Source organism: Streptomyces lushanensis, from assembly GCF_001700515.1.
In the GTDB taxonomy this organism is placed as follows: Bacteria; Actinomycetota; Actinomycetes; order Streptomycetales; family Streptomycetaceae; genus Streptomyces; species Streptomyces lushanensis.
Genome location: NZ_MAUD01000343.1, coordinates 1 through 22,116 on the forward strand (window position 1 = coordinate 1; position 22,116 = coordinate 22,116).

General features: G+C 71.7%; 17 protein-coding genes. 16 read left to right on the forward strand and 1 reads right to left on the reverse strand.

Going from position 1 to position 22,116, the window contains the following annotated elements:
• Positions 1-323: 323 nt before the first annotated feature.
• The 7 genes from BFF77_RS25350 (at position 324) to BFF77_RS25380 (ending at position 9,412) form a co-directional block, all read left to right on the forward strand.
• Positions 324-1,463 carry a uroporphyrinogen-III synthase gene (locus BFF77_RS25350; protein ID WP_066953855.1) on the forward strand — a complete coding sequence of 380 codons (1,140 nt, stop codon included), beginning with the start codon at positions 324-326 and terminating at the stop codon, positions 1,461-1,463.
• A 238-nt stretch (positions 1,464-1,701) separates the two neighbouring features.
• Entirely contained in the window at positions 1,702-2,295 is a 594-nt protein-coding gene (locus tag BFF77_RS25355) for a CGNR zinc finger domain-containing protein (RefSeq protein WP_066953858.1), read from the forward strand.
• A 291-nt stretch (positions 2,296-2,586) separates the two neighbouring features.
• Positions 2,587-3,174: a sigma-70 family RNA polymerase sigma factor gene (locus BFF77_RS25360; RefSeq protein ID WP_066953861.1), complete on the forward strand. Its 588-nt coding sequence runs from the start codon at positions 2,587-2,589 to the stop codon at positions 3,172-3,174.
• The gene (locus tag BFF77_RS25365) at positions 3,171-4,025 is read left to right on the forward strand and encodes a zf-HC2 domain-containing protein (protein WP_066953864.1); all 855 of its coding nucleotides are present in this window, start codon (positions 3,171-3,173) and stop codon (positions 4,023-4,025) included. The genes BFF77_RS25360 and BFF77_RS25365 overlap by 4 nt, the downstream gene beginning before the upstream one ends.
• Positions 4,026-4,088: 63 nt before the next feature.
• Entirely contained in the window at positions 4,089-6,647 is a 2,559-nt protein-coding gene (locus BFF77_RS25370) for a HelD family protein (protein ID WP_425424428.1), read from the forward strand.
• A 581-nt stretch (positions 6,648-7,228) separates the two neighbouring features.
• A complete protein-coding gene (locus BFF77_RS25375) occupies positions 7,229-8,662 on the forward strand; it encodes an NAD-dependent malic enzyme (RefSeq protein ID WP_066953867.1) in 1,434 nt (477 codons plus the stop codon).
• Positions 8,663-9,130: 468 nt separating this feature from the next.
• A complete protein-coding gene (locus tag BFF77_RS25380) occupies positions 9,131-9,412 on the forward strand; it encodes an HU family DNA-binding protein (protein WP_004571953.1) in 282 nt (93 codons plus the stop codon).
• Positions 9,413-9,523: 111 nt separating this feature from the next.
• Here the strand turns inward: BFF77_RS25380 and murA are convergent, their stop codons facing one another.
• Entirely contained in the window at positions 9,524-10,864 is a 1,341-nt protein-coding gene (gene murA / locus BFF77_RS25385) for a UDP-N-acetylglucosamine 1-carboxyvinyltransferase (protein ID WP_066953870.1), read from the reverse strand.
• Positions 10,865-11,128: 264 nt separating this feature from the next.
• Between murA and BFF77_RS25390 the strand changes: the two genes are divergently transcribed.
• The 9 genes from BFF77_RS25390 to BFF77_RS25430 all read left to right on the forward strand — a co-directional run bounded on the left by BFF77_RS25390 (position 11,129) and on the right by BFF77_RS25430 (position 22,058).
• Entirely contained in the window at positions 11,129-11,689 is a 561-nt protein-coding gene (locus tag BFF77_RS25390) for a YqgE/AlgH family protein (protein WP_066953873.1), read from the forward strand.
• Positions 11,690-11,811: 122 nt separating this feature from the next.
• Complete coding sequence (locus BFF77_RS25395; RefSeq protein ID WP_066953876.1) at positions 11,812-12,111, forward strand: DUF3039 domain-containing protein; 300 nt, start codon at positions 11,812-11,814, stop codon at positions 12,109-12,111.
• 260 nt (positions 12,112-12,371) lie between these two features.
• A complete protein-coding gene (locus BFF77_RS25400) occupies positions 12,372-13,676 on the forward strand; it encodes an extracellular solute-binding protein (RefSeq protein WP_483855213.1) in 1,305 nt (434 codons plus the stop codon).
• 5 nt (positions 13,677-13,681) lie between these two features.
• Positions 13,682-14,632 (forward strand): carbohydrate ABC transporter permease, encoded by a 951-nt coding sequence (locus BFF77_RS25405; RefSeq protein ID WP_066953881.1) that lies wholly within the window; start codon positions 13,682-13,684, stop codon positions 14,630-14,632.
• Complete coding sequence (locus BFF77_RS25410; RefSeq protein WP_066953884.1) at positions 14,629-15,468, forward strand: carbohydrate ABC transporter permease; 840 nt, start codon at positions 14,629-14,631, stop codon at positions 15,466-15,468. The genes BFF77_RS25405 and BFF77_RS25410 overlap by 4 nt, the downstream gene beginning before the upstream one ends.
• 11 nt (positions 15,469-15,479) lie before the next feature.
• Positions 15,480-17,234, forward strand: coding sequence for a beta-N-acetylhexosaminidase (locus BFF77_RS25415; RefSeq protein ID WP_079125492.1), 1,755 nt, complete (start codon positions 15,480-15,482; stop codon positions 17,232-17,234).
• A 290-nt stretch (positions 17,235-17,524) separates the two neighbouring features.
• Positions 17,525-18,421 (forward strand): FAD binding domain-containing protein, encoded by an 897-nt coding sequence (locus BFF77_RS25420; RefSeq protein ID WP_066953887.1) that lies wholly within the window; start codon positions 17,525-17,527, stop codon positions 18,419-18,421.
• The gene (locus BFF77_RS25425; protein ID WP_066953889.1) at positions 18,418-19,752 is read left to right on the forward strand and encodes a (2Fe-2S)-binding protein; all 1,335 of its coding nucleotides are present in this window, start codon (positions 18,418-18,420) and stop codon (positions 19,750-19,752) included. The genes BFF77_RS25420 and BFF77_RS25425 overlap by 4 nt, the downstream gene beginning before the upstream one ends.
• A complete protein-coding gene (locus tag BFF77_RS25430; RefSeq protein WP_066953893.1) occupies positions 19,749-22,058 on the forward strand; it encodes a xanthine dehydrogenase family protein molybdopterin-binding subunit in 2,310 nt (769 codons plus the stop codon). Before BFF77_RS25425 ends, BFF77_RS25430 begins: the two co-directional genes overlap by 4 nt.
• Positions 22,059-22,116 lie beyond the last annotated feature (58 nt).

The following is a 22,116-nucleotide window of genomic DNA, read 5'->3' on the forward strand; positions in this document are numbered from 1 at the left end:
CCCGCCCGAACCCGGGCCCGCCCGAGCCCGCCCGTACGCGGGCCCGGACACCCCCGGACCCGGCCGTGACGGGGTCCCGCCGTAGCCGGGCGGTATACCTTCGCCGGGCGCGGGCCGGGACCGTACGGCGGAGCGGGGAGCCCGGGGCCGGCCGCTCACGGCCTGCGGCCACGCACAGGGCTCGGTCGTACGCGGGGGCCCGGCCGAGCGCGGAGGTGAGCCGTGGGAGCCCGGGTGTTCGTTACCGCGCGGAAATGCCCGCGAACCGGGCCCGTCACGCGCCGTTGACAGTCTCGGTCGCTCCGGCGAGCGGGAGGAGCGGCATGGACGGTCGGCGGCACGGCCCTCTCGCGGGATTCACGATCGGTGTCACGGCCGCCCGGCGCGCCGGTGAACTGGGCGCGCTCCTCCAGGGGTACGGCGCTTCCGTCGTCCACGCGCCCACGCTGCGGATCGTGCCGCCCGCCGACGACACCGAACTCCTCGCCGTCACCGGGCAACTGATCGACGACGTCCCCGATGTGGTCGTGGCGACGACGGCGGTCGGCTTCCGCGACTGGATCGAGGCGGCCGGCGGCTGGGGCCGCGGTGAGGAGCTGTCGGCCTGTCTGCGCGCGGCCCAGCTGCTCGCCCGCGGGCCCGGGGCGGCGGGCGCCGTCCGGGCCGCCGGGCTGAGGGAGACCTGGTCGCCCGGCGCAGAGTCGATGGCCGAGGTGCTCGGCCGGCTGCTCGGGGAGGGCGTCGAGGGCCGGCGGGTGGCGCTTCAGCTGCACGGCGAACCTCCGCCCGGATGCGTGGAGTCGCTGCGGGCCGCGGGCGCCGAGGTCGTCGTCGTACCGGTCCACCGCTGGATGCCGCCGGAGGATCTCGCACCGGTCGACCGGCTCATCGACGCGACCGCCGCCCGCGTCCTGGACGCCGTCACCTTCACCAGCGCGCCGGCCGCCGCCTCGCTGCTGGCGCGCGCCGACGAGCGCGGCCGGCTGGCCGCGCTGCTCGGCGCGCTGCGGCACGACGTGCCGGCGGCCTGCGTCGGGCCCGTCACCGCGCTGCCGCTCCAGGCGCACGGGATCGACACCGTCCATCCGGAGCGCTTCCGGCTCGGGCCGCTCGTCCAGCTGCTCTGCGCGGAACTGCCCGCGCGCTCCCCGGCGCTGCCGGTCGCGGGCCGCCGGGTGGAGATCCGGGGCCATGCCGTGCTCGTCGACGGAGAGCCGCGGCCGGTGGCGCCCGCGGGGATGGCGCTGCTGAAGGCCCTGGCCCGCAGGCCGGGCTGGGTGGTCTCGCGGGCGGAGCTGCTGCGCGCGCTGCCGGGCTCGGGCCGCGACGAGCACGCCGTGGAGACGGCGATGGCCCGGCTGCGGACGGCGCTGGGCGAGCCCCGGCTGATCCACACCGTGGTCAAACGCGGCTACCGGCTGGCGCTGGACCCGGCGGCGGAGCCGGAGTACGCGGACGCGTGAGCGGGCGGGTGCGAGCGGGCGTACACGCGGTTTCGAGCTGTTCGGGACCGCGCCGCTCTCCCGTCATGTCGACGGAGAGCGGCGGGACCATCATCTCTTCCAGCACGGCCCGCACAACGGCCCGCCGAACCGGGCTCCCCGGGTTCCCTGCCGGCGGCAGGGGTTCCGGCCGCGTTCGGGGGCAGGCACTCTGAGAGGGAACGCACCCGACCGGTGAACCCGAGGCGGTGACAGGCACATGGCGGCGGGCATGAGCTCGTACGAGTGGCGGTTCGACTCCGGGCGTGTCTGCCTGGATCTGGTGGCCACGGCGGAGCCGACGTCCAGAGGGTGGGAGCAGCTCGACGGCGCCGTGTCGCTCCGCAGATGGCTGGTCGGCGCCGGGCTGGTGCCCAAAGGGACCCCCCTGCGGGCCGTGGACGCCTGCTGGGTCCGGTCCTTCGCCGAACTGCGCGAGGGTGTCGGGCAGTTGGTACGGGCCCAGATCGACGGCCGGGAGGCCGCGGGCGCCCTGGAGCGGGTCAACGCGCTGGCCGCGGTGGCGCCGCCCGGGATCAGGGCCGTACGGGACGAGGACGGCGCGCTCGTACGGGCGCTCAGCGCCGAGCCCGCGTGCGACGCGCTGCTGGCGGCCGTGGCCAGGGACGCGGTGGAGCTGCTCACCGATCCCACGGCACGGGCGAGGCTGCGGCAGTGCGAGGGTGACACCTGCCGGCGGGTCTATCTGGACACCTCGCGGGGGAGGCGGCGCCGGTGGTGCTCCAGCGAGGTCTGCGGCAACCGCGAACGGGTGGCCAGACACCGCCGCAGGGCGGCTCTCTCCCGCGCCTGAGCCGCTTCGCCGGGCACCTGGGCGACTTCCGGTCCTCGTGTGCGTTTTCCGGCCAAGTCCACCCGGTGTGAACACAGGCGGCACACAGTTTTCATGCAGGGTCCACACACTTTCCGCGTGGCTTCTCCATGGATTCGGCGCGGTCCCGGACCGGGGCGAACCCGCCCCAGGTCGCCCACCCCCTCCCGTAAAAGATCTTGAAAGTTTTTCCGGTCCCGTTGAGTGACCGCACCCGGGCGTCCGTAGTGATGAGGGAGAAGCAGCCATCAAGGTCTCGACCGGGAGGTTCAGGTGCGCAAGGATGCGGCCGTGGCCGAAGACCGACCTCACCGGGCCCGGCACCGGAGCGAGGCACCGCGCACCAATGACTCCGTCCCCGACGAGGAGTTGATGCGAGCCCTCTACCGGGAGCACGCGGGACCGTTGCTCGCCTACGTACTGCGTCTGGTCGCGGGCGACCGCCAGCGGGCCGAGGACGTCGTGCAGGAGACGCTCATCCGTGCCTGGAAGAACGCCGGCCAGCTCAACCGGGCGACCGGCTCTGTCCGACCCTGGCTGGTGACGGTCGCCCGGCGCATCGTCATCGACGGTCACCGCAGCCGGCAGGCCCGGCCGCAGGAGGTCGACCCGTCGCCGCTGGAGGTCATGCCCGCGGAGGACGAGATCGACAAGGCGTTGTGGCTGATGACGCTCTCTGATGCGCTCGATGATTTGACCCCCGCTCACCGGGAAGTCCTGGTGGAGACGTACTTCAAGGGGCGCACGGTCAACGAGGCCGCCGAGACGCTCGGCATACCCAGCGGCACGGTGCGTTCACGGGTGTTCTACGCGCTGCGTTCCATGAAGCTCGCGCTGGAGGAGAGGGGGGTCTCGGCATGACCACGCATGAGCAGTACGGACTGGGCGACGAAAGTACTGTGCACGAAGCCGTCGGCGCGTATGTCCTCGGCATTCTGGACGACGCCGAGGCCACCGCCTTCGAGGCGCATCTGGCCGGCTGCCGCGTCTGCGCGGTCAACCTGGAGGAGTTCTCCGGGATGGAGCCGATGCTGGCCATGCTGGCGGACGGTCCGGCCCCGTTCGCCGGGCCCGGACCGCTCGGCGCGCCCGGACCGCTCGGCTCACTGGCGCCCGTGGTGCCGCTGGCCGAGCTGCCGACGCCGTCCGTCTCCGTACAGCCGAGCCCGCGGCTGCTCGGGCGGCTGGTGGACGAGGTCGCGGCCAAGCGCGCCCAGCGCAGGCGCCGGGGGATGTATCTGGTCGCCGCAGCGGCGGCGCTGATCATCGGCGGGCCCGTGGCGGCCGTCACCGCCACCGGAGGGGACGGCGGGAGCAGCAACCAGGCCGCCGACCCGCACCCCACCAGCCCGGCCGAGGACGCCTTCTTCAACCACATGCCGGACAAGGTCTGGGCGACGGACGCCACGACCAAGGTCAGCGCGACGATCGGCATGGAGCCGAAGGGCTGGGGCACGCACACGGTCCTGGAGCTGAAGAATGTGAAGGGTCCGCTCAAATGCAGTCTGGTCGCCGTGTCCAGGACGGGCGAGGAGGAGGTCGTCACCTCCTGGTCGGTGCCGAAGTGGGGATACGGCATCGCCGACAGCCCGAACAAGATCTCCAAGAGCCCGCTGTACGTCCACGGCGGCACGGCCATGGACAGCGGCGACATCGATCACTTCGAGGTCCGTACGTTCGACGGCGAGCGACTGGTGGAGGTCGACGCCTGACATACCGGCCCCCCTTCGCGTACGGTTGACGGCTGCCCGACGCACGTGATGAAGGGGGCCCCGGTGGCCGCGCAGGATGCCGCTGTTCAATCCGCTGGACCGGCCGTCGATCCGGTACGCGACACGGGGCACGACTCCGTACGCGACCGTGAGATCGACGGCGAGCAGCGCCATCTGGACCAGGTGTACCGACGCCTCGAGGAGAAGATCCACGAGGCGGAGTTCCTGATGCACGACGCCGCCAAACGGGGGCAGGTCGGCACACCGGGGGCGCTCGCCGAGCGCGACGCCCAGGTCTTCAGGGCCGGGATCCACCTCAACCGGCTCAACAACGAGTTCGAGGACTTCCTCTTCGGGCGGATCGACCTGCTGCCCGGCAAGGACGGCCAGAAGGGCCCGGACGGGGCGTACACCTCGGTCGAACCGGCGGACGACGCGATCAGGTCGGACCGTACGGCCGACATCGCCGAGACCCTGCACATCGGCCGGATCGGCGTCCTCGACTCCGACTACTCGCCGCTGGTCATCGACTGGCGCGCGCCGGCCGCCGCGCCCTTCTACCGCTCCACGCCGGTCGATCCCGGCCGGGTGGTACGGCGCAGGGTGATCCGGTCCAAGGGCCGCAGGGTGCTCGGTGTCGAGGACGATCTGATGCGACCCGAGCTGACCGCGTCGCTGGGCGGCGCCGCGCTGCCGGTCATCGGCGACGGCGCGCTGATGGCCGCGCTCGGCCAGGCGCGCAGCCACACGATGCGGGACATCGTCTCCTCGATCCAGGCGGAGCAGGACCTGGTGATCCGGGCGCCGGCCGCGTCCGTCACCGAGGTGTCGGGCGGTCCCGGCACCGGCAAGACGGCGGTGGCGCTGCACCGCGCCGCGTATCTGCTCTACCAGGACCGGCGGCGGTACGCGGGCGGCATCCTGGTCGTCTCGCCGACGCCGCTGCTGGTCGCGTACACGGAGGGCGTGCTTCCGTCGCTGGGCGAGGAGGGCCAGGTCGCGATCCGCGCGGTCGGCTCGCTCGTCGACGGCGCGGAGGCCACGGCGTACGACGAACCGGCCGTCGCCCGGGTCAAGGGCTCGGCGCGGATGCTGAAGGTGCTGCGCAAGGCGGCGAGAGGAGCACTGGAGGGCGCCTCGGCGACGGCTTCCGCGCCCCGCGGCGCGCGCACCGCCGCCACCCGTGCCGCCCGGTCGGCCCGTGGCGCGGAAGTCCAGGCGGGCCAGCTCGCCTTCGGTGAGCCCGCCGAGTCCGGCGAGGTCACCGCCCCGGGCATGCTCCCGGCGCCCGCCGACGCCTCCTCCGCCCCAGGTGAGGACGTCCTCCCGTACGCGGCCCGCAGCGGCAGGGGCGGGGCGCCGGTACGGCTGCGTGTCGTCGCGTTCGGCCGGCGGCTCGAACTGGAAGCCGACGAGCTGCGCCGTATCCGTGAGTCCGTGCTCGGCGGGACCGCGCCGGTCAATCTGCTGCGCCCGCGCGCCCGCAGGCTGCTGCTGGACGCGCTGTGGTCGAAGTCCGGCGCGGCCGGGCGCCACACCGATCCCGAGCTGACCGCCGAACTGCGCTCCTCCTTCGACGAGGACGTCACCTCCGAGGACAGCTTCATCGAGTTCCTCGAAACGTGGTGGCCCGAGCTGACCCCGCGCGGCGTGCTCGCCGCGATGGCCGACGAGCGGCGGCTCGGCCGCTGGTCGCGCCGGATCCTCAACCAGGGCGAGACCCGGCGCCTGGCGCGTTCGCTCAAACGGCTGGGCGCCGACGGCAAGGGCCCGCTCTCGGTCCACGACGTGGCGCTGCTGGACGAGCTGGAGACACTGCTCGGCACGCCCGCGCGCCCGCGCAAGCGCCGTGAACTCGATCCGCTGGACCAGCTCACGGGCCTGGAGGAGCTGATGCCCCAGCGCGAGGAGTCCCAGCGCGAGCGGGCCGAACGGCTCGCGGCGGAGCGCACGGAGTACGCGCATGTCATCGTCGACGAGGCACAGGACCTCACGCCCATGCAGTGGCGGATGGTCGGCCGCCGCGGCCGGCACGCCACCTGGACGGTCGTCGGCGACGCGGCGCAGTCGTCCTGGTCGGACCCGGACGAGGCGGCGGAGGCCCGGGACGAGGCGCTCGGCACCCGGCCGCGCCGCCGCTTCACCCTGACGGTGAACTACCGCAACCCGGCCGAGATCGCCGAGCTGGCCGCGAGGGTCCTGGCTCTCGCGATGCCCGGGATGGAGTCCCCGAGAGCGGTGCGCTCCACCGGCGTGGAGCCGCGTTTCTCCGTCGTACGGGACGGCGATCTCGCCGAGACCGTACGGGCCGAGGCCCGACGGCTGCTGGACCGGGTCGACGGCACGGTCGGTGTCGTCGTCGCCATGGGCCGGCGCGAGCAGGCGGCACGCTGGCTGGCCGGGCTCGGCGAGCGGGTGGTGGCGCTGGGCAGTCTGGAGGCCAAGGGACTGGAGTACGACGCGACGGTCGTGGTCTCGCCCGCGGAGATCGCCGACGAGTCACCGGCCGGGCTGCGGGTGCTGTACGTGGCGCTCACCCGGGCGACCCAGCAGCTCACGGTCGTTTCGACGGCCCGCGACGAGCCGGACCCGGAGGGAGTACCGGACCTGCTCCGGGATTGATGACAAGTCAACTCGCTCCGGAGGAATCACTTCCCGGGGTGGTTTGTTAGATTGGGTACGGCACCGGCTCGATCCAAGCCCCCGGGCCCAACCTTCGTCGCTTCGAGCGACCACTTGCCGCGAGGCGAGCATGGCGGGTCGGTGCCACCTAGGTCCTGTCCGGGCGATCTTCGCGGGTCCGCGACGCCCGGCACGGCACCTCGCGGCGTTGTCGGAGTCGCCCGAGTACGTCCAGTACACGGGCGATCCTCCGCCTTGCGATCCACCTCACCGGACGCCGCGGCCTGATCCACGAAGATCGCCCGGACAGGACCTAGTCCTCACGCGTGTGTTTCATCGTTCTCGTGTACTTCTTCGCGTTCGCAGCACACTTCTGTCAGCGGGCCTTCACCAGTCATTGGTGAGGGCCTGCTTCTGTTGGGCGTGCCGCTGTTAAGGTCTCCCGCATCGTGGAAGGCGCCTTTCGGGGGCGGGGGTCTTTACCCGCTACCCGATGGTAGGTGCGACCATCGGTACGCGCCGCCGGGACATGGGTCCGGGCGGGGCGGCACAGCGGCTAGGGAAAGCAGAGGAACTCGGTCATGGCAACGGCGCCCAGCGTCTCGTACTCGATGACGGTCAGGCTGGAGGTGCCCGCGAGCGGTACCGCGGTCTCCCAGCTCACCACGGCCGTGGAGTCCTCCGGCGGCTCCGTGACCGGTCTCGACGTGACCGCCTCCGGCCACGAGAAGCTGCGGATCGACGTCACGATCGCCGCGGCCTCCACGGCGCACGCGGACCAGATCGTCGCGCAGCTCCGCGGGATCGAGGGTGTCGTCCTCGGCAAGGTCTCCGACCGTACGTTCCTGATGCACCTCGGCGGCAAGATCGAGATGCAGTCGAAGCACCCGATCCGCAACCGTGACGATCTCTCCATGATCTACACACCGGGTGTGGCGCGGGTCTGCATGGCGATCGCCGAGAATCCCGAGGACGCCCGCCGGCTGACCATCAAGCGCAACTCCGTTGCGGTCGTGACCGACGGCTCCGCCGTGCTCGGCCTCGGCAACATCGGCCCGAAGGCCGCGCTGCCGGTCATGGAGGGCAAGGCGGCCCTTTTCAAGCGCTTCGCCGGCATCGACGCCTGGCCGCTCTGCCTGGACACCCAGGACACCGACGCCATCGTCGAGATCGTCAAGGCGATCGCGCCCGGCTTCGCGGGCATCAACCTGGAGGACATCTCCGCGCCCCGCTGCTTCGAGATCGAGGCACGGCTGCGCGAGGCCCTGGACATCCCGGTCTTCCACGACGACCAGCACGGCACCGCGATCGTGGTGCTCGCGGCGCTGACCAACGCGCTGCGCGTGGTGGGCAAGGCCATCGAGGACGTACGGGTCGTGATGTCCGGCGCGGGCGCCGCCGGCACCGCCATCCTCAAGCTGCTGATCGCGGCGGGTGTCAAGCACACGGTGGTCGCCGACATCCACGGTGTGGTGCACGCGGGCCGTGAGGACCTGGTCGAGGCGGCCCTGGAGTCACCACTGCGCTGGATCGCCGACAACACCAATCCGGAGGGTGTCACCGGCACACTGAAGCAGGCCGTGGTCGACGCGGACGTCTTCATCGGTGTCTCGGCGCCGAACGTGCTGGACGGCGACGACGTCGCGGCCATGGCGGACGGGGCGATCGTCTTCGCGCTGGCCAACCCGGACCCCGAGGTGGACCCGGCGATCGCGCGCGAGACGGCGGCGGTCGTGGCCACGGGCCGCTCCGACTTCCCCAACCAGATCAACAACGTGCTGGTCTTCCCCGGTGTCTTCCGCGGTCTGCTGGACGCGCAGTCCCGCACGGTCAACACGGAGATGATGCTGGCCGCGGCGTCCGCGCTGGCGGATGTCGTCAGCGAGGACGAGCTGAACCCGAACTACATCGTGCCCTCCGTCTTCAACGACAAGGTCGCGGGCGCGGTGGCGGGCGCGGTGCGCGACGCGGCCAGGGCCGCCGCGGGCGGTGTGACGACTCCCACGTCGGTCTGACCCGTACGCCGGGTGGTGCGCCGGGGCCCACGTCCGGGTCCCGGGCGCACCGGTGGCGGTGAGCGCGTGTCCGGGTATCCGCCCAGGTGACGCACCGCTGTGGCGCTTCCCACGTACGCCCGCGCCCGGCGCGTCGCGATTCGCCGGGCCCCACGGGCCCCTCTAGGGTGGCGGACCATGAGCCCCGCCGCTCCAGGGAGGTTTTTCAGGGCCTTCGGGGGGTTCAGGGCTCCAAGGCTCCAAGGAGTCTCCACAGAGTCCACGGAACGTCACGACGACGAGGCAGTGGCGCTTTTCGTGTGACTCCGGAGGGTGCCGGATTGGCTTTCCCGCCGCTGGTGGGGGCAGGATGCGTATTCGGGCGCGAGGGTCTGTCAGCAGACCCGGGTCCGGGGACTGTCCGAGGGCCCTGGCAGCATCGGCTTCGATCTCACGCCTCACAGGCAAGAAGAACACGGGAGTAACAACATGAACCGCAGTGAGCTGGTGGCCGCCCTGGCCGACCGCGCCGAGGTGACCCGCAAGGACGCCGACGCTGTGCTGGCCGCTCTCGCCGAGACGGTCGGCGAGGTCGTCGCCAAGGGCGACGAGAAGGTCACCATCCCCGGCTTTCTGACCTTCGAGCGCACCCACCGTGCCGCTCGCACCGCTCGTAACCCGCAGACCGGTGACCCGATCCAGATCCCGGCCGGTTACAGCGTGAAGGTCTCCGCGGGCTCCAAGCTCAAGGAAGCCGCCAAGGGCAAGTAAGACGCATCCACAGCATCCATAGGCAACGCTCAGGGGCGGCCACCCGGACCGGGTGGCCGCCCCTGGGTGTGCCGGACTCCTTCCGGCGGGGCCGGACCGGATCCGGCGAGGTCACACGAGCGCGCCGCCCGGCAGCTCGACCTTCGCGCCGAGCTCCACCAGCTTCTCCATGAAGTTCTCGTAGCCGCGGTTGATCAGGTCGATGCCGTGCACCCGGGACGTGCCCTGGGCCGCCAGCGCCGCGATCAGATACGAGAAGCCGCCGCGCAGGTCGGGAATGACCAGATCAGCGCCCTGGAGCCGGGTGGGACCCGAGACGACCGCGGAGTGCAGGAAGTTGCGCTGGCCGAAGCGGCAGTCGGAGCCGCCCAGGCACTCGCGGTAGAGCTGGATGTGCGCGCCCATCTGGTTGAGCGCGGAGGTGAAGCCGAGCCTGGACTCGTACACCGTCTCGTGGACGATCGAGAGACCGGAGGCCTGCGTCAGGGCCACCACCAGCGGCTGCTGCCAGTCGGTCTGGAAGCCGGGATGCACATCGGTCTCCAGCGCGATCGCGTTGAGCGAGCCGCCCGGATGCCAGAAGCGGATGCCCTCGTCGTCGATCTCGAAGGCGCCGCCGACCTTGCGGTAGGTGTTGAGGAAGGTCATCATCGAGCGCTGCTGCGCGCCGCGTACGAAGATGTTGCCCTCGGTGGCCAGCGCCGCCGACGCCCAGGAGGCAGCCTCCAGACGGTCCGGGATGGCCCGGTGCGTATAGCCGTCGAGCCGGTCGACACCGGTGATCCGGATCGTCCGGTCGGTGTCCATCGAGATGATCGCGCCCATCTTCTGGAGCACACAGATCAGATCCTCGATCTCCGGCTCCACCGCGGCGTTCGACAGCTCCGTGACACCCTCGGCCAGCACGGCCGTCAGCAGCACCTGCTCCGTCGAGCCGACCGAGGGATAGGGCAGCCGGATCTTCGTACCGCGCAGCCGCTGCGGCGCCTCCAGGTACTGCCCGTCCGCGCGCTTCTCGATCGTCGCGCCGAACCGGCGCAGCACGTCGAAGTGGAAGTCGATCGGCCGGCCGCCGATGTCACAGCCGCCCAGACCCGGGATGAAGGCATGACCGAGCCGGTGCAGCAGCGGACCGCAGAAGAGGATCGGGATACGCGACGAACCCGCGTGGGCGTCGATGTCGGCGACATTGGCGCTCTCGACATGCGTCGGATCGAGGATCAGCTCGCCCGGTTCGTCGCCGGGGCGCACGGTCACCCCGTGGAGCTGGAGCAGCCCCCGCACCACCCGTACATCGCGGATGTCCGGCACATTGCGCAGCCGGCTCGGGCCACTGCCGAGCAGCGCCGCGACCATCGCCTTCGGCACCAGGTTCTTCGCGCCTCGGACCCGGATCTCGCCCTCCAGCGGAGTTCCGCCGTGGACAAGCATTACATCGTCTGTGCCGGTCATGAATCTCGCGTTCCGGAGTGGGCGGGCAGGTGGCCAAGGAAAAGGGTAAGGGGCCGGGCCCCCTGTGCCGTAAGGCCCGGGACAGGGTCGGTGCGGAATGGGATCCGGTACGACACATACCGTTTCCGCTGCGTCGCGGAGGGTCACCACCGGCTCCTTTCGCGGGCCGTGCGCTCCCGCTGCCGCCGTGCGCCCTGAGCTGCGCGCACGCGGACTGTCCCGGGCACGCCCCGCGGAGCCCGAAGATGCGGGATCATGTGTCGCATGACCGAGGTGTCCTCGCTCACAGGGCGGCTGCTTGTCGCGACACCCGCCCTCACCGACCCGAATTTCGACCGCGCGGTGGTCCTCCTGCTCGATCACGACGAGGAGGGCTCACTCGGCGTGGTCCTCAACAGGCCGACCCCGGTGGACGTCGGGGACATCCTGGAGTCCTGGGGCGAGTTCGCGGGCGAGCCCGGTGTGGTCTTCCAGGGCGGTCCCGTCTCGCTCGACTCGGCGCTCGGACTCGCCGTCATCCCGGGCGACGACGGGCCGCTGGGCTGGCGCCGGGTGTACGGCGCGATCGGCCTGGTCGATCTGGAGACCCCGCCGGAGCTGCTCGCGCGGGCGCTCGGCTCGCTGCGGATCTTCGCCGGCTACGCGGGCTGGGGCCCGGGCCAGTTGGAGGCCGAACTGCGCGAAGGCGCCTGGTACGTCGTCGAGTCGGAGCCCGGCGACGTGTCGTCCCCGCGCCCCGAGCGGCTCTGGCGGGCGGTGCTGCGACGGCAGCGCAGTGAGCTGGCCATGGTCGCGACATACCCGGACGATCCCTCCCTCAACTGACCCTTCGTGAGGACACCGGCCAAGGTGCGGTCGGCGTGTCGGCGCGATGTGTGAGCGTACGGATGCGGAGTGCACGGACCCGAGCCTCCGACAGCCGCCCTTCGTGGGTACCCTTGGCTCCCATGAGCACTCTTGAGCCCGAGCGCGGGGCAGGTACGGGCACCCTCGTGGAGCCGACACCACAGGTGTCGCACGGCGACGGCGACCACGAGCGCTTCGCCCACTACGTCCAGAAGGACAAGATCATGGCGAGTGCCCTCGACGGCACTCCGGTGGTCGCACTGTGCGGAAAGGTCTGGGTACCGGGGCGCGACCCCAAGAAGTATCCGGTCTGTCCGATGTGCAAGGAGATCTACGAGTCCATGGGTCCCGGCGGGGACAAGGACAAGGGCAAGGGCGGTAAGGACAAGAGCAAGAAGTAGCGGCTGGTCCTCCGTCGCCGACGGCCCCCGGAACGCGCACCTGTGCGCGTCCCGGGGGCCGTCGTGCGTTTCCGGACGCCGCCGCCGCTGTTTCGCGGCCGTGTCCGCTGCAACGAAATGGTTGAGACCACTTGTCGGCATGATCCAGCCATGCCTACTCTCCTGCGTGTTGTGCAGCACGAAACGTACGTTGCGCATGCTGCAACGCCAACTCGTAGGGACTCCGGATGAAGCTTTCTGCCCGTACAGCCGCCCGGACAGTGGCCACAGGCGCCCGTACCGTCGCCGCGATCGCCGCTCTCGCACTCGCCGGCCTCACCGCCACCGCCTGCGCGCCGCAGACCTCCGACACCAGCGCGACCAAGGACGAGAAGAGCGGCACCCTGCGCGTCTGGCTCTTCCAGGAGGTCGGCAACAAGCCCAAGGAGCAGGTCGTCGACGCGGCCGTCGCCGCCTTCGGCGAGAAGCACCGGGGCACCGAGGTCGAGATCGAGTACATCCCGGTCGAGACCCGCGCCCAGCGCATCAAGGCCGCGTTCAACGACCCGAAGAGCGCGCCCGATCTGGTCGAGTACGGCAACACCGACACGGCCGGATATGTGAAGGACGGCGGACTCGCCGAGGTCACCGAGGAGTTCAACGCCTGGGACGAGGCCAAGGACACCGACCCGACGGCCAGGCGGTCCGTCACGGTGGACGGAAAGATCTACGGCGCGCCGCTCTTCGTCGGCGTCCGCGCGCTCTACTACCGCACCGACGTCTTCGAGGAGCTGGGGATCGAGGTCCCCGACTCCCAGGCCGGGCTGATCTCCACGGCCAAGCGGATCCACAAGGCGAAGCCCGATCTGTACGGGCTCGCGGTCGGCGGCGCGTACACCTACGGCGCCATGCCGTTCCTCTGGGCGAACGGCGGTGAGCTCGCCGAGGAGAGCGGCGGCACGTACAAGAGCGCGGTCAACAGCCCGGCGGCCCGCAAGGGCATCGAGGCGTACACCTCCCTCTTCGGCGACGACAACTGTCCGGCCGCCAAGTGCGCCTCCATGGGCGGCAACGCGACGGTGACGGCCTTCGCCTCCGGCCGGGCCGCGATGGCGATAGGCGGTGACTTCAGTCACGCGGCCGTCGAGGCGGGCTCGGTGAAGGGCAAGTACGCGGTCGTGCCGCTGCCCGGTGTCACGCCGGGCTCGGTCGCCCCGGCGTTCGCGGGCGGCAACAACATCGGTGTCCTCAGGAGCAGTTCGCACCGGACGCTCGCGGTGGACCTGCTGAAGTCGCTCACCGGCAAGGACACGCAGGCCAAGCTGTTCGACGCGATGGGCTTCCTGCCGACGTACACGGACGTGCTGGCGGACTCGGCGAAGAAGGAGCCGTTCGTCGAGCCCTTCGTGAAGACCCTGGGCGCGGGCGCCAAGTTCGTGCCGGCGTCGCCGGGCTGGGCCCAGATCGACGCCTCGCTCGTGCTGCCGACCATGTTCCAGGAGATCGTCAGCGGCCGTAAGGACGTCGCCGCCGCGTCCGACGAGGCCGCGAAGAAGATGGACGCGGCCTTCGCGTCCGCGAGCTGAGCGCGATGACGAACCGCACCGACGGCCCGGCGGCGCCCGCCGCCGGGCCCAGGGGCTCACGGCGGGGCCCCCGGCGCGCGGGCGAGGGGGGCGGGACGCCCTGGCTGTATCTCGCGCCCGCCCTGGTCGTCCTCGGCGGGCTGCTGGTCTACCCGATCTACCAGCTCGGCCTGATCTCCTTCCTGGAGTACACCCAGGCCCAGGTCAGCGGCGGTGAACTAACCACCTTCAAGGGCCTCGGCAACTACGCGGAGCTCTTCGGCGACAGCCAGTTCTGGCAGGTGCTGCTGGCGACCGTGGTCTTCGCCGCCGCGTGCGTCCTCGCCACGCTCGCGGTGGGCTGCGCGCTCGCCGTGCTGCTGACCCGGGTCAGGGCCGTGCCCCGGCTCGCGCTGATGCTCGCCGCCCTCGGTGCCTGGGCCACTCCGGCGATCACCGGCTCCACGGTCTGGGTCTTTCTCTTCGACCCGGACCACGGCCCGGTCAACCGGCTGCTGGGGCTCGGTGACTTCTCCTGGACGTACGGCCGTTACAGCGCCTTCACGCTCGTGCTGCTCGAAGTTGTCTGGTGCTCCTTCCCGTTCGTGATGGTGACCGTCTACGCGGGCATCAGGGCGGTCCCGGGCGAGGTGCTGGAGGCGGCCTCCCTCGACGGTGCCTCGCAGTGGCGGACCTGGCGGTCCGTCACCGCGCCGATCCTGCGGCCGATCCTGCTGGTCGTCACCATTCAGTCGGTCATCTGGGACTTCAAGGTCTTCACCCAGATCTATGTGATGACCAACGGAGGCGGAATCGCCGGCCAGAATCTCGTGCTCAATGTGTACGCCTATCAGAAGGCCTTCGCCTCTTCGCAGTACAGCCTGGGCTCGGCGATCGGCGTGGTCATGCTGCTGATTCTGCTGGCGGTCACACTCGTGTATCTGCGACTGATCCGGCGCCGGGGAGAAGAACTGTGAACCTGCTCCGTATTCGCCGCCCCTGGCGGCTGGCAGCCGAGGCATCGGCCCTCGTCATCGCCGTCGTCGTGGCTTTTCCGCTGTACTGGATGGTCCTCTCCGCGGTCAAACCCGCGGGCGAGATCCAGTCCGCCGAGGCCCGTCCCTGGACGCTCTCACCGTCACTCGACTCCTTCCGCCGCGTCTTCGAACAGCACGAATTCGGGCGGTACTTCCTCAACAGCCTGGCGGTCGCCGGCACCGTCGTGATCGGCTCCGCGCTGATCGCGTTTCTGGCGGCCACGGCGGTGACCCGCTTCCGCTTCCGATTCCGTACGACCCTGCTGATCATGTTCCTCGTCGCGCAGATGGTGCCGGTCGAGGCGCTGACCATCCCGCTGTTCTTCCTGATGCGGGACGCCGGGCTGCTCAATACGCTCGGCTCGCTCGTCCTGCCGCATCTCGCCTTCTCGCTGCCGTTCGCGGTGTGGATGCTGCGCGGATTCGTCAAGGCGGTGCCCGAGGCCCTGGAGGAGGCCGCGTACATCGACGGCGCGAGTCGCGCACGGTTCCTGTGGCAGATCCTTTTTCCGCTGGTCTTCCCCGGGCTTGTGGCGACGAGCGTCTTCTCCTTCATCTCGACCTGGAACGACTTCCTCTTCGCCAAGTCCTTCATCATCAGCGACACCTCCCAGTCGACGCTTCCCATGGCGCTGCTGGTCTTCTTCAAACCGGACGAGAACGACTGGGGCGGCATCATGGCCGCGTCCACCGTGATGACCATTCCGGTGCTGGTTTTCTTCGTACTCGTACAGCGGCGCCTGGTCTCCGGACTCGGCGGCGCCGTCAAGGATTGAGGACGCGCGAGATGGATCTGATCCCGAATCCCCGGCGGACCGACCCCGCACCGCCGAAGGCCGGTCCTGTCCGGCTCGACGGCCGGACGGTGATCGAGGCGGCGCCCGGTACGGAGGGCGTGGCCCGCTGGCTCCGTACGACCGTCGGCGCCGCCACCGGGCTGCCGCTTCCCGACGCGGCCGTGAGCGGCCACGGCGGCTCCGGCGCGCAGGACTCCGGCACGCAGGACTCCGACGGTTCCGGCTCCGGTTCCGACGCCCCGGGGCGCTCCGGCCGCGGCAGCCGGATCCTCCTCGGCATCGGCCCCGACATCGCGCGGGAGTCGAGCCCCGAGGGCTACCGGCTCACCGCCGGCACGGACACGGTCCGTATCGACGGCGGCGGGCCCGCCGGGGTCTTCTGGGGGGCGCAGACCCTCCGTCAGCTCCTCGGCCCCGACGCCTTTCGTGCCGCGCCCGTCGTTCCCGGGCGCGCCTGGACCGTACCGCCGACCGTGATCGAGGACGCGCCCCGCTTCGCCTGGCGGGGCCTGATGCTCGACGTGTCACGGCACTTCATGCCCAAGGACGGCGTCCTGCGCGTTCTCGACCTGCTCGCCGCCCACAAGCTGAATGTCTTCCACTTCCATCTCACCGACGACCAGGGCTGGCGGGTGGAGATCAAGCGGTATCCACGGCTGACGGAGGTCGGCGCCTGGCGCTCGCGCACCAAATGGGGCCACCGCGCCTCGGAGTTGTGGGACGAGAAGCCGCACGGCGGTTACTACACCCAGGACGACATCCGCGAGATCGTCGCGTACGCCGCCGAGCGGCATATCACCGTCGTCCCCGAGATCGATATCCCGGGCCATTCGCAGGCGGCCATCGCCGCGTATCCGGAACTCGGCAACACCGATGTCATCGACACGACCTCCCTCGCCGTCTGGGACACCTGGGGCATTACCGCGAACGTACTCGCCCCCACCGACAACACCCTCCGCTTCTACGAGGGCGTCTTCGAGGAACTCCTCGAACTCTTCCCGCTGTCCTCGTCGCCGTTCTCGCCGTTCGTCCACATCGGCGGTGACGAGTGCCTCAAGGACCAGTGGCGGAGCTCCCCGGCAGCCCAGGCCCGGATGCGTGAACTGGACCTGGCCGACGAGGACCGGCTCCAGTCCTGGATCGTCCGGCACTTCGACCGCTGGCTCGCCGACCGGGGCCGGCGGCTGATCGGCTGGGACGAGATCCTGGAGGGCGGGACGACGGACGCGGGCCTGACGCCGGGCGCCGCCGTCTCGTCCTGGCGCGGGTACGCGGGCGGGATCGCCGCCGCCAGGGCGGGCCACGACGTGGTCATGTGCCCCGAGCAGCAGGTCTATCTGGACCACCGTCAGGCGGCGGGCGAGGACGAGCCGATGCCCATCGGCTATGTCCGCACCCTGGAGGACGTCTACCGGTTCGAGCCCGTACCGCCGGAGCTCACCGCGGCGGAGGCGGCCCGTGTGCTCGGCGCCCAGGCCAATGTCTGGACCGAGGTGATGCAGGACCGCTCGCGCGTCGACTACCAGGTCTTCCCGAGACTGGCCGCCTTCGCCGAGGCCGTGTGGTCCCCGCTCCCGGCGCCCGTGGAGCGGGATTACGCCGATTTCGAACGGCGGATGGCCGGGCATTATCGGCGCCTTGACGCACTCGGGGTCGAATACCGCCCGCCCGGCGGCCCGTTGCCGTGGCAGCGCCGGCCCGGTGTGCTCGGACGCCCGATCGAGGGGGCGCCGCCAAACGTGTGAGCACAGACGGCAGCCGGGCGTCCCGAGCCCCTGCCCCTGGGATCGTGGCCACGCGTGTGACCGTGTGCGGGGATAAGTCGTACAAGGAACGCCGAAGAGTGGCATTCCGTATGTGACGGCGAAGAGGTGCGAAACCGGACCTTCCCCCTGGTGGGGGACGGATCCGCCCTTCGCGGACCCTCGCGTCGGCAGGTCCGGAAGATGTGCCAGAGTTGCCACGTCCGGGCTGTGAGCACGTACGGTACGGCAACACAGGCGGGACACCGGGACACCGGAAAGGGGTAGCCGGGTTGACCACGCACGCACCGCAGACCGCGCAGTCCGTGACGCTGCCGTCCTCACTCGACGAGGCCGTGGCGGCGCTCACGGACATGCCCGCCGCCGTGCCCGTCGCGGGTGGCACCGATCTGATGGCGGCCGTCAACAAGGGCCAGCTCAGGCCCGCGGGCCTCGTCGGCCTCGGCCGGATCAGCGAGCTGCGCGGCTGGCATTACCAGGACGGTCATGCCCTGCTCGGTGCCGGTCTGACGCACGCCCGGATGGGCCGGCCCGACTTCGCGGCCCTCATCCCCGCGCTCGCCGCGTCCTCGCGCGCGGCGGGCCCGCCGCAGATCCGCAACGCGGGCACGCTCGGCGGCAACATCGCCACCGCGGCCCCCACCGGTGACTCCCTGCCCGTACTGGCCGCCCTGGAGGCGGACCTCGTGGTCGCGGGTCCCGGCGGCGCGCGCCGTGAGATCCCCATCTCGCATCTGCTCGCGGGCCGGGAGATGCTGGCGCCCGCCGAGCTGATCGGCTTCGTGCGGGTGCCGCTGCTGCACGCTCCCCAGGTCTTCCTGAAGGCGACGGGACGGACCGGTCCCGGCCGGGCCACCGCGTCGGTCACCGTCGTGCTCGACCCGGCGCGGCGCGGAGTGCGCTGCGCGGTCGGCGCGATCGCGCCGATGCCGCTGCGCCCGCTGGAGGCCGAGCGCTGGATCGGTTCGCTGATCGACTGGGACGGCGCGCGAGGACTCACCCAGGAGGCGCTCGCCGCCTTCGGCGAGTACGTCGCCGCCGCGTGCATCCCGGATCCGGCGCCACCGGCCGACGGCGGAGAGGCGCCGCCGGTGTCGCCCGCGGTGCAGCATCTGCGGCGTACGGTCGCCACGCTGGCCCGACGAGCACTGGGGAGGGCGCTGTCGTGACCACCGACGAGAACGCCGGCAACACCGGTAACGCCTCCGACGGCGGGACCGCGCGTGGGCCGGGCGGCTGGCAGCCGCTCCCGCAGGGCGGCGAGTACGACGGCGAGTCCACCGCGTTCGTCCAGCTCCCTCCGGAGGACGGCCAGGACGCGCCGCTGGCCGCGCCGGGACACGGATACGTACCGCCCCAGATCACGCCCCTGACGCCCGCGGAGGACGCGGGAGGCGGCGTACGGTGGCCGGACCCGCGGCAGGACGGCGGAGAGCGGTTCCAGGCGTCGTACGGCCAGGGCGGCTACGACCCGGGACTGACCGGGCAGTGGAACTTCACCGGGAACGACGCGGGCGCCGCGGAGAGCGGCGGGGCCCCCGCCGGGTCCGCCGGCTCCTCCGAGCTGACCGGCCAGTGGACGATCCCGGTCGCGAACGGTGATCTTCCGGATGAATCGGGCGAGTTCAGTGCCTCGGTGCTGGCCGCCCAGTGGGGCGGCGGCAGCCCGCCGGCGACGCTGCCGGGCGGCGCGGCGGCCCCGTGGGCGACCGAACAGGCCGACGCCCAGGGCGTGCCCCTGCCGGACGAGCGGCCCGAGCACGACCCGGGACACGACCCGTCGGCCCACGAGCCGGCGGCCCCCGCCCCGGGCGCCGAGCCCGGGCACCTGGCGCCGGCCGAGCCGGAGGTCCTGCCGGAGCCCGCGCCCGAACCGGAACCCGAGCCGCTGACCAGCAGCAGCGACAGCGCCGAACACCCGGCGGGCTCCTACGTCCTGCGTGTCAACGGCGCCGACCGTCCCGTCACCGACGCCTGGATCGGCGAGTCCCTCCTGTACGTGCTGCGCGAGCGCCTCGGCCTCGCGGGCGCCAAGGACGGCTGCTCCCAGGGCGAGTGCGGCGCCTGCAACGTCCAGGTCGACGGCCGGCTCGTCGCCTCCTGCCTCGTACCCGCCGCCACCGCGGCCGGGTCCGAGGTCCGTACGGTCGAGGGACTCGCCGTGGACGGCGAGCCCTCCGACGTCCAGCGGGCGCTCGCCAAGTGCGGGGCGGTGCAGTGCGGTTTCTGCATCCCCGGCATGGCCATGACCGTCCACGACCTGCTGGAGGGCAACCACGCCCCCAGCGAACTGGAGACCCGCCAGGCGCTCTGCGGCAATCTCTGCCGCTGCTCCGGTTACCGCGGCGTGCTCGACGCGGTGAACGAGGTCGTCGCCGAACGGACCGCGAGCGCGGAGGCCGCAGCCGTGGCCTCCGAGGAAGCCCGCATCCCCCACCAGGCACCCCCAGGGGCCGGCAGCGCCCAGCCCCCGCACTCGCCCGACGGAGGCATGGCGTGAGCAACGACGCGGCCACCGGGGCCCAGGCGCTCGACGCTCCTCAGCAGGAGCCCCCGGCGCACGGCCTCGGAGCATCCCTCCCCCCGGCCGACGCGCGCGCGAAGACCGAGGGCACGTTCCCGTACGCCGCCGATCTGTGGGCCGAGGGCCTGCTGTGGGCGGCGATCCTGCGCTCCCCGCACCCGCACGCGCGCATCGTCTCGGTGGACACCGCCGCCGCGGCCGAGATGCCGGGTGTACGGGCCGTCGTCACCCACGAGGACGTCCTCGGGGACTCCGCGTACGGCCGCAGTGTCGTCGACCGTCCCGTCTTCGCCTCGGACGTCGTACGCCACCACGGCGAGGCGATCGCCGCGGTCGCCGCCGACCATCCCGACACGGCACGCCTCGCCGCCGCCGCGATCGCCGTCGAGTACGAGGTGCTCGACCCGGTCACCGACCCGGAGAAGGCATTCGCCGCCGAGCCGCTGCACCCCGACGGCAATCTGATCCGCCATATCCCGCTGCGCTACGGCGACCCGGAGATCACCGGCGAGGTGGTCGTGGAAGGGCTGTACCGCATCGGCCGCCAGGACCCGGCGCCGATCGGCGCCGAGGCGGGCCTCGCCGTACCCAGACCCGACGGCGGCGTCGAGATCTACACGGCCTCCACCGATCCGCACACCGACCGCGATCTGGCCGCCGCCTGCTTCGGACTCGATCCGGAACGGGTGAAGGTCGTCGTCACCGGTGTGCCCGGCGCCACCGGCGACCGCGAGGACCCGGGCTTCCAGATCCCGCTGGGCCTGCTGGCGCTGCGTACCGGCTGCCCGGTCAAGCTGGCCGCGACCCGCGAGGAGTCCTTCCTCGGCCACGCCCACCGCCACCCGACCCTGCTGCGCTACCGCCACCACGCGGACGCCGAGGGCCGGCTGGTCAAGGTCGAGGCCCAGATCCTGCTGGACGCGGGCGCGTACGCGGACGCCTCGTCCGAGTCGCTCGCGGCGGCGGTGGCCTTCGCCTGCGGCCCCTACGTCGTCCCGCACGCCTTCATCGAGGGCTGGGCCGTACGCACCAACAACCCGCCGTCGGGCCATGTGCGCGGCGAGGGCGCGATGCAGGTCTGTGCCGCGTACGAGGGCCAGATGGACAAACTGGCCGCCAAGCTGGGCATCGACCCGGCCGAGCTGCGGATGCGCAACGTCCTCGCCACCGGCGACATCCTGCCCACGGGACAGACCGTGACCTGCCCGGCCCCGGTGGCCGAACTGCTCGGCGCCGTACGGGACTTCCCGCTGCCCGCGCTGCCCAAGGACACTCCGGAGGCGGCCTGGCTGCTGCCCGGCGGCCCGGAGGGCGCGGGCGAGCCGGGCGCGGTACGGCGCGGGGTGGGCTACGCCCTGGGCATGGTCCACATGCTCGGCGCCGAGGGCGCGGACGAGGTCTCCACGGCCACCGTCAAGGTCCACGACGGCGTGGCCACGGTGATCTGCGCGGCCGTCGAGACGGGGCAGGGCTTCTCCACGCTCGCCCGGCAGATCGTCCAGGAGACGCTGGGCATCGAGGAGGTCCATGTCGCCTCGGTCGACACCGACCAGCCTCCGGCGGGCCCGGCCGCCCACGGGCGGCACACCTGGGTCTCGGGCGGCGCGGTCGAGCGGGCGGCGAAGATGGTCCGTACACAGCTCCTCCAGCCGCTGGCCCACAAGTTCGGCATGTCCACCGAGCTGCTCCAGATCACCGACGGCAAGATCACCTCCTACGACGGGGTGCTCTCCACCACGGTCACCGAGGCGATGGACGGCAAGGAGCTCTGGGCGACGGCGCAGTGCCGTCCGCATCCCACCGAGCCCCTGGACGAGTCGGGCCAGGGCGACGCCTTCGTGGGGCTGGCCTTCTGCGCGGTGCGCGCGGTCGTGGACGTCGACATCGAGCTGGGCTCGATCCGGGTGGTCGAGATGGCGGTGGCCCAGGACGTCGGACGGGTGCTCAACCCGGCGCAGCTGGCGACCCGTATCGAGGCCGGCATCACCCAGGGCATCGGTACGGCCCTGACGGAGAACCTCCGTACCAACCGCGGTCTGGTCCGCCGTCCCGACCTCACCGGCTACGCGCTTCCGACGTCCCTGGACGCACCGGACATTCGCATCGTGAAACTCGTGGAGGAACGCGATGTCGTGGCGCCCTTCGGCGCCAAACCGGCCAGCGCGGCGCCGGTGGTCACCTCCCCGGCGGCGGTGGCCTCGGCGGTGCGCGCCGCGACGGGCCGCCCGGTCAGCCGTCTGCCGATCCGCCCGCAGGCGGCGGTCGCGGTCCCCAACGCGTAATGCCTTGATAGGCGTTGCAGCTGCAAGGCCGGGATGCGTATTGTCGTGGGCGCTCGCT

Coding starts and splice junctions, on each gene's coding strand:
- BFF77_RS25350 (WP_066953855.1), top strand. CDS start 324: ATGGACGGTCGGCGGCACGGCCCTCTCGCGGGATTCACGATCGGTGTC.
- BFF77_RS25355 (WP_066953858.1), top strand. CDS start 1,702: ATGGCGGCGGGCATGAGCTCGTACGAGTGGCGGTTCGACTCCGGGCGT.
- BFF77_RS25365 (WP_066953864.1), top strand. CDS start 3,171: ATGACCACGCATGAGCAGTACGGACTGGGCGACGAAAGTACTGTGCAC.
- BFF77_RS25375 (WP_066953867.1), top strand. CDS start 7,229: ATGGCAACGGCGCCCAGCGTCTCGTACTCGATGACGGTCAGGCTGGAG.
- BFF77_RS25380 (WP_004571953.1), top strand. CDS start 9,131: ATGAACCGCAGTGAGCTGGTGGCCGCCCTGGCCGACCGCGCCGAGGTG.
- murA (WP_066953870.1), bottom strand. CDS start 10,864: ATGACCGGCACAGACGATGTAATGCTTGTCCACGGCGGAACTCCGCTG.
- BFF77_RS25390 (WP_066953873.1), top strand. CDS start 11,129: ATGACCGAGGTGTCCTCGCTCACAGGGCGGCTGCTTGTCGCGACACCC.
- BFF77_RS25395 (WP_066953876.1), top strand. CDS start 11,812: ATGAGCACTCTTGAGCCCGAGCGCGGGGCAGGTACGGGCACCCTCGTG.
- BFF77_RS25405 (WP_066953881.1), top strand. CDS start 13,682: ATGACGAACCGCACCGACGGCCCGGCGGCGCCCGCCGCCGGGCCCAGG.
- BFF77_RS25415 (WP_079125492.1), top strand. CDS start 15,480: ATGGATCTGATCCCGAATCCCCGGCGGACCGACCCCGCACCGCCGAAG.